Source organism: Rhodococcus sp. EPR-147 (assembly GCF_001647185.1).
GTDB lineage: Bacteria > Actinomycetota > Actinomycetes > Mycobacteriales > Mycobacteriaceae > Rhodococcoides.
This window is the reverse complement of the sequence record NZ_LVCU01000373.1, coordinates 1-5,893: the sequence shown is the minus strand read 5'-3', so window position 1 is coordinate 5,893 and position 5,893 is coordinate 1. Positions and strand designations below refer to the sequence as shown.

Annotated in this window: 10 protein-coding genes; 2 read left to right on the top strand and 8 right to left on the bottom strand. The window is 61.5% G+C overall.

What is annotated here, in order from left to right; genetic code table 11:
- Together rplE and A2J02_RS16750 are read left to right on the top strand one after the other, a co-directional pair.
- Positions 1 to 482, top strand: a 482-nt coding sequence (rplE, locus tag A2J02_RS16755) for a 50S ribosomal protein L5 (RefSeq protein ID WP_068051368.1), incomplete at its 5' end; no start/stop codon positions are given.
- A gap of 4 nt (positions 483 to 486) precedes the next feature.
- The gene (locus A2J02_RS16750; RefSeq protein ID WP_008718273.1) at positions 487 to 672 is read left to right on the top strand and encodes a type Z 30S ribosomal protein S14; all 186 of its coding nucleotides are present in this window, start codon (positions 487 to 489) and stop codon (positions 670 to 672) included.
- Between the two features lie 93 nt (positions 673 to 765).
- On the opposite strand, the gene A2J02_RS16745 is transcribed toward A2J02_RS16750, so the two are convergent.
- The 8 genes from A2J02_RS16745 to A2J02_RS16715 form a co-directional block, all read right to left on the bottom strand.
- The gene (locus tag A2J02_RS16745; protein ID WP_068051366.1) at positions 766 to 1,464 is read right to left on the bottom strand and encodes a DUF6885 family protein; all 699 of its coding nucleotides are present in this window, start codon (positions 1,462 to 1,464) and stop codon (positions 766 to 768) included.
- Between the two features lies 1 nt (position 1,465).
- Complete coding sequence (locus tag A2J02_RS16740) at positions 1,466 to 2,833, bottom strand: glutamine synthetase family protein (RefSeq protein WP_068051364.1); 1,368 nt, start codon at positions 2,831 to 2,833, stop codon at positions 1,466 to 1,468.
- A gap of 344 nt (positions 2,834 to 3,177) precedes the next feature.
- Positions 3,178 to 3,417, bottom strand: a complete 240-nt coding sequence (locus A2J02_RS27785) for a DUF7683 domain-containing protein (protein ID WP_149405341.1) — start codon at positions 3,415 to 3,417, stop codon at positions 3,178 to 3,180.
- A gap of 49 nt (positions 3,418 to 3,466) precedes the next feature.
- On the bottom strand, positions 3,467 to 3,718 hold the full coding sequence (locus tag A2J02_RS16735) for a hypothetical protein (protein ID WP_068051362.1): 252 nt from the start codon (positions 3,716 to 3,718) through the stop codon (positions 3,467 to 3,469).
- Positions 3,719 to 3,733: 15 nt separating this feature from the next.
- Complete coding sequence (locus tag A2J02_RS16730; protein ID WP_068051359.1) at positions 3,734 to 3,973, bottom strand: DUF7683 domain-containing protein; 240 nt, start codon at positions 3,971 to 3,973, stop codon at positions 3,734 to 3,736.
- A 2-nt stretch (positions 3,974 to 3,975) separates the two neighbouring features.
- Positions 3,976 to 5,181 carry a colicin E3/pyocin S6 family cytotoxin gene (locus A2J02_RS16725; RefSeq protein WP_197478046.1) on the bottom strand — a complete coding sequence of 402 codons (1,206 nt, stop codon included), beginning with the start codon at positions 5,179 to 5,181 and terminating at the stop codon, positions 3,976 to 3,978.
- On the bottom strand, positions 5,181 to 5,471 hold the full coding sequence (locus A2J02_RS16720) for a WXG100 family type VII secretion target (protein ID WP_068051355.1): 291 nt from the start codon (positions 5,469 to 5,471) through the stop codon (positions 5,181 to 5,183). Before A2J02_RS16720 ends, A2J02_RS16725 begins: the two co-directional genes overlap by 1 nt.
- Entirely contained in the window at positions 5,468 to 5,800 is a 333-nt protein-coding gene (locus A2J02_RS16715; protein ID WP_068051353.1) for a WXG100 family type VII secretion target, read from the bottom strand. Before A2J02_RS16715 ends, A2J02_RS16720 begins: the two co-directional genes overlap by 4 nt.
- Positions 5,801 to 5,893 lie beyond the last annotated feature (93 nt).

Here is a 5,893-nt window from a genome sequence, read left to right as displayed (position 1 = left end):
CATACGAGAACGTCATGCAGATCCCCGGCATCGTCAAGGTCGTCGTCAACATGGGTGTCGGCGACGCCGCCCGTGACGCCAAGCTGATCAACGGTGCAGTTGCCGACCTCGCTGCCATCACCGGCCAGAAGCCGGAGATCCGCAAGGCTCGCAAGTCCATCGCACAGTTCAAGCTGCGCGAAGGAATGCCCATCGGCGCACGCGTCACCCTCCGTGGCGACCGCATGTGGGAGTTCCTCGACCGTCTGGTCTCCATTGCCCTTCCCCGAATCAGGGACTTCCGCGGCCTCTCGGGCACGCAGTTCGACGGCAACGGAAACTACACGTTCGGCCTCAACGAGCAGTCGATGTTCCACGAGATCGACGTGGACAAGATCGACCGTCCGCGCGGCATGGACATCACCGTAGTAACCACCGCAACCAACAACGAAGAAGGCCGCGCGCTGCTCAAGCACCTCGGCTTCCCGTTCAAGGAGAACTGAGTCCATGGCGAAGAAGGCATTGGTCAACAAGGCCAACAAGAAGCCGAAGTTCGCGGTGCGTGCATACACTCGCTGCAACCGCTGCGGCCGTCCCCATTCCGTGTTCCGCAAGTTCGGCCTCTGCCGTATCTGCGTGCGCGAGATGGCACACGCCGGAGAGCTTCCCGGAGTTCGCAAGAGCTCCTGGTGATCTGAGGCCCTCGGGCTTCACCACACCACGCTGATGGGCGTGGGTTCCTCTCGGGGAACCCACGCCCATTTCGTGTTTCTCAGGCCCGGAGCTTCATACCGACCACACGTCGTGTCGTAGATCGAGCGATCGGGTCAGAGCCAGTGCGGCATCGCGATCATCGCTCTCGACGATCACGAGCAGGCCACGTTCGGACATCGCCGACGCGAAAGCATCGGCGGAGACGGTCCTACATCCGGGTGGCATAGTTGGGTCTCCGAGTTCTCGATAGGTGTCGGCAATCGCTACTCCGTCCTCGGCTGGGTCGAATCCCCAGACGGTCACGAAATGCCCTACGTTCCAATCGAATTCGGTCAACTCTGCAGTATGTACATTCGCCAGCAGGCTGAATCGGAACTGCGCGTCCGCGAGGCGGGAAAGAAACAGACGCAGTCTCCCGGCACCGGGTCCCCTGATCGGAACAACGGAAACACGGTGGTCGGTCGCCGTCTCGATGCCCGCCGCGAGACCTGCTGCTGTGGTCCCGGCTGCATCGATCGATGCAGCCCTCGGCAGTACATCCCACCCGTCGGTGGTCCGGGGCGATCCAGGGGGACGCGCCGACTCGACCTCGATCGGCCAGATCGCGGATCCCGATGCGACCGCGAGTGCCGTGACATCCGGTGCGTCTTCGTCGAGAACAGCGGTCAACGCTACCGATGCCGAGAACGGTCCGCAGAGTTGATCCGGTTGCGGCAGAACACGATCGAGTGACGAGACGATTGCACCTGCGCCAGGGAACCGTCGCAGCATCTCAGTAGATCCAGCGCAACGACTCGAGCAGTTCGTCCTCGGTGTGACTCTCCGCCCACGCGGCATCGGCGTCCCGGCACGCAACGAACGCTCCCAGAAGATCCTCGCCCAACACGTTCGCGACCAGTTCGGATGACAGCAGGTTCTCCCGCTGCTGAGTATGGGTCGTCGCGAGTGGGGAGATACCCGCGGCCTCACGACGTGCGTCGTCCCAGCCGCCCACATCCTCTTGAACGGGTGGCGGCAACTGGGCCGAATCCGCTATTCCCGACAGGCCGGCCGCAATCGTGACGGCCAGCGCCAGATACGGGTTGGCGGACGCATCGCACGCTTTCAACTCGACGTTGGTGTGATTCGGACCGAGGAGCGGCGACGACGGTACGAGCCGCACTGCAGCCTCCCGGTTCTCGACGCCCCAGAACCCGAAGGCACCGGCCCAGTAGCCGGGTCGACGACGCAACAGCGATCCCGAACTCGGTGCCGTGATGGCCGTGAGTCCCGGCAGTTCTCGAACCAGGCCTGCGATGTAGGACCGCCCGGTGTCGGACAATCCGTGCTCTCCGTCACCGGTCAGTGCGTTCCGACCGTCGCGGACCAGCGACGTGTGCAGATGCCAACCATTGCCTGCACTGCTCGACGACGGCAGGGGAGCGAAGCTGGCCCGCAGATCCAGAGCGCGTGCCGCTGAGTGGATGGTCTGCCGCGCGAGGATCTGCGCATCGGCCGCGGCGAGTGGATCGAGTGGACTGAGCGCGATCTCGATCTGGGAAGCGCCGTACTCGGCGTGAATCTGGCCGATATTCAGACCGTTCGCGGCAAGCGCGTTGAGCAGCTGCACGACGAATTCGTCGACATCACGTACTGCGTTCGCGGAGTAGGCAGGTCCGCGATGAGCGGACAGGCCGTCCGATTCGCGAGTCAGCGCGAACTCGATCTCGAATCCGGCCCGCACCTCGAATCCGGCATCGGACGCCTTCTGCACCTGACGCTCGAGAACCGCGCGCTGATCGTAGGGCCAGGGAGAGCCGTCTGCTGAGAGCTGCCGGCCGTGTACCCAGGCAAGCCCCGATTGGCCGGCGAGCGCTACTACGCTCGACGCGTTGTCGATCACCGGAATCAACCGCACATCGCCGGACGGGGTCGACAGTCCATCGTGGGCGAACGTGATCCCGTCGTGCGAATCGAATACGGCGAACACCGCGGTGATTCCCACTCCGCGACGTGCGACTGCCGTCAATTCTGCGGTGGGCACGGTGCGCGATCGGACGATGCCGTTGTTGTCGACCCAGCCGATGGTCACCCCGGCGATGTTGCGGTCGCGCAGCGAGTGGGTGAGATGGTCGATGTCGACTGCCTTCGAGTCCGTCATGGTCCGACGTTAGCGAAGAAGTGGGAGTTCGGGTGTCCAACCGGGTGTGCGGATTGCGAAATGGCTGGGCTGCGCGGGAACTGAGCGATTGCCGCGCTTCATCGTCTATGCGGTTGAGCGCAGGGCGGAGTCGCCGCGACGTGAGTCTCACGGACGACATTGGAACAGGGTTGAAGAGTGCGCGAGGCCTGCATCTGAACCTCCGGACCGTGTCAGGGCGCGTTGTGATGTCAGGTGCCGAATGACAGATTCTGAATGTCGACAGTCATGTTCCCGAGCACGTGAATTTCGGGCCGGTTTTCAGTCGCGTTACAGCTGGTCTCGAGGTGCCAGACTGCCCTTCCTCAGTCGGTGAACAGGCCGATGAAGTACTCATTATCGGAGCTGATCCTGAAATCGCCCTCGATGTACCGCGCGAACTTCGGCACGTCGGCCAATGCGACTGGATATGGTCCCATTTCTAGGGGAAGTTCACTTTCGTCGACGTCAATCAGTTCTCTGATTTCGTCTCCGGTGATTGCAGTCAGGAGGTAGCTGTGTGCGATCGTATCGGTTCGTTTATTATAAGATTCCAAATACCACATGCCGTCTCGCTACTTCTTGCTTACCGGCCATGGCGGCGGAGTGTGAAGTCTATTTCGGTTCGGCAAGAAACGAGACTTCGTACGAATGATTCTCCTTCGCCTCGAACGGTATTTGCATGAACCGAGCAAAGTTGGGTATCTTCTCCGCCGGAACGTCGTTCTGGCCGACTGCAACGGGTAGGTCGAAGTCGCTGTCATCGATCTGGAGCGTGCGTTTGACGAATTCGACAGTCATGTCGCGAGGAAGGTGTATTTCTGTTCCCAACTCGGTTTCATCATCGAATTCTTGCAAGTACCACATTTCCTTCTCCTTTAGTCAGTCTGCGAAAAGGCCTACGAAGTATGTACAGCCGAGGTCGATCAGCAGCTCGCCATCAATATATCTGGCGAATCTGGGTAAGTCTGCGGGCGCAACCTCGTGCATTGCGGCTTCAATCGGTCCGCTTTCTTCATTTGTCCCGATCAATTCTTTTATAGTCGTGCTGGTTGCACCCTGAAGCGGATAGATTTTTGCAAGAAGTTCAGATTTGTTCTCGTACGCGTCCAAGTACCACATTGTCATCTCCCTGGTTTTCGGCCGGGCACTGGCCCCTTGGTCATGTCGCCCGTTACTGGGTCGAACTCGCCTAGGTGTTTTCCGTTTTTCGTGTATTTTTCGAGAGCTCCGTGCTGGTAGTCCCACTCCAAAATATTTCCTCTGTTGTCAGTCCAACGCGGTCGATTATTCAACGGCTTCGTCTGTTTGGCATCAGGAAAGCCAGGAAGCCGTCGATCAGCCGGGGGAGGGTTGTAGTGCCAATTTCCTCCGCCGGTGTTCGCGTTGAAGGTGGTCGGACTTGCTTGTAGGAGCGGTTGCACGTCCGATGCAATTCCAATGGCCGCCGCCCCGGTTGCCACGGTGACACCGACGGCAATTGCGGACGCCGCTTCCACTCCGGTCAGGACGGCGATGACACTTCCGGCGATGGCGCTTCCCGTCGCGCCGGTAACGGCGACTGTTCCCACGCCGAGGGTGAAGAAGCCGGCAACTGCACCGGCGATCGTGCCGGCAACGATGGCGGTTCCCACGATATCGATGACGCTCTGGTGAGCGTCCTGAATGGTCGACGCCCATTCGCCGCAAGCGCTCGCGAGAGTGTCGAATTGGTCGGCGACGTTGTGCGCAGCGCTGTAGACGCCGTCCATCTGGGCGAGGACCTGCGGCAATTCGTCGGAGGCAAGTTTTTCGATGTCGGTCCACGCGGAGTTCGTGGAATCGCTCGCTCGTCTCAGCTCTTCGGCGGCGGTGCGCCACGCGCTTCCGAGTCCCCGCAACTCCTCCGGGTCACCGTTGGGCCACATGTGGCCCTGTAGCCATCGCGTGATCAGCCCCCACCCCATCGGGGCGTCGGTGTCGCCGCCGTAGGAACCGTTGAACCGCGGTGTATTCGTATGAGGAAGTTGTGGGGGAGCGGGCAGCGGCGGGGTCGGCGGAACGGTGTTCGCATTCTCTGCGTTGGCGTGATTGACGCCGGTTGCTGCAAGCAGGTCGTGGAGCTTGCCGAACGCATTCGCGATGTCGGTCGCCGCGGTGACTGCGTCGAATGCCGCGGAATCGTAACTGTCTGCCCAAGACTTTCCGGCGTTGTCGGTGCCTGCGCAGCCCCAGTTCCGGTGGAGTTCCGCTGCGAGTTCCGTTATCGCGCCGCTCGAGATGGTCTTGGCGCTGCTGTAGTGGGAGGCCGCATCGGCAAGGATGTGCGGGTCGACGCTGATCGGGGCCATCAGGGCCACATTCGCTTGTTGTGGTCGACGGCTGCGCGGTAGCGATCATGGGCGCCTCGCGCCAGCGTGCCGAGTTGCGCGAGCGCGGTTCGCATATCGTTCAATTCCTGCCGGAGCAGCTCGTGCTCCGAGCGGTGAGCCTCAGCCGCTTCGCCCTCCCATTCGATGCCGAGATCGTTCACCTCGCGCTCCACTTCGGCGATAGCCGATTCGATCGTGGCTCCAACTATGTGTGCGCGATCGACAAGAGCGAGAATCTGTTCGACGTCGGCGACGTAGCGCGCCGTCAACGGTCCAACCGAAGGCCGGAATCCACCACGTGTTCATCGATCACGTTGTCCGTTGCGGCGTATTCGGTCGCAATGCCATCGAGCAGCCACGCGTCCTCGGTGAGCGCGCCGCATATCTTCCGAGCCGAATCGACCCACTCCGCCCATAGAACTGCATGGGAATCGGCCGCAGCGCCTGTCCAGGAGGTCTCCAGCAATTCCTCCACGGCGAGACGGACGAGATCGATGTCATCCCACAACACGTCGGCGAGGCCGGACATCCGAGCAGAGGCACGGCGGATCCGATCGGGATCGGCTTTCACTGCGTCGTGCGGGACGAACCCGGCCATGGTGGGACGTCGACCGTCCTGGCAACGGAATCGGTTGTGCGCATCGAACCCCCCGGAGCGATGAAATGATGTCGGAAGAATACTGCACCGAAC

Excerpts from the sequence above, each read along its gene's own strand:
- A2J02_RS16740 (WP_068051364.1), bottom strand. The coding sequence starts at position 2,833 with ATGACGGACTCGAAGGCAGTCGACATCGACCATCTCACCCACTCGCTG.
- A2J02_RS16715 (WP_068051353.1), bottom strand. The coding sequence starts at position 5,800 with ATGGCCGGGTTCGTCCCGCACGACGCAGTGAAAGCCGATCCCGATCGG.
- A2J02_RS16730 (WP_068051359.1), bottom strand. The coding sequence starts at position 3,973 with ATGTGGTACTTGGACGCGTACGAGAACAAATCTGAACTTCTTGCAAAA.
- A2J02_RS16750 (WP_008718273.1), top strand. The coding sequence starts at position 487 with ATGGCGAAGAAGGCATTGGTCAACAAGGCCAACAAGAAGCCGAAGTTC.
- A2J02_RS16745 (WP_068051366.1), bottom strand. The coding sequence starts at position 1,464 with ATGCTGCGACGGTTCCCTGGCGCAGGTGCAATCGTCTCGTCACTCGAT.
- A2J02_RS16735 (WP_068051362.1), bottom strand. The coding sequence starts at position 3,718 with ATGTGGTACTTGCAAGAATTCGATGATGAAACCGAGTTGGGAACAGAA.
- A2J02_RS27785 (WP_149405341.1), bottom strand. The coding sequence starts at position 3,417 with ATGTGGTATTTGGAATCTTATAATAAACGAACCGATACGATCGCACAC.
- A2J02_RS16725 (WP_197478046.1), bottom strand. The coding sequence starts at position 5,181 with ATGGCCCCGATCAGCGTCGACCCGCACATCCTTGCCGATGCGGCCTCC.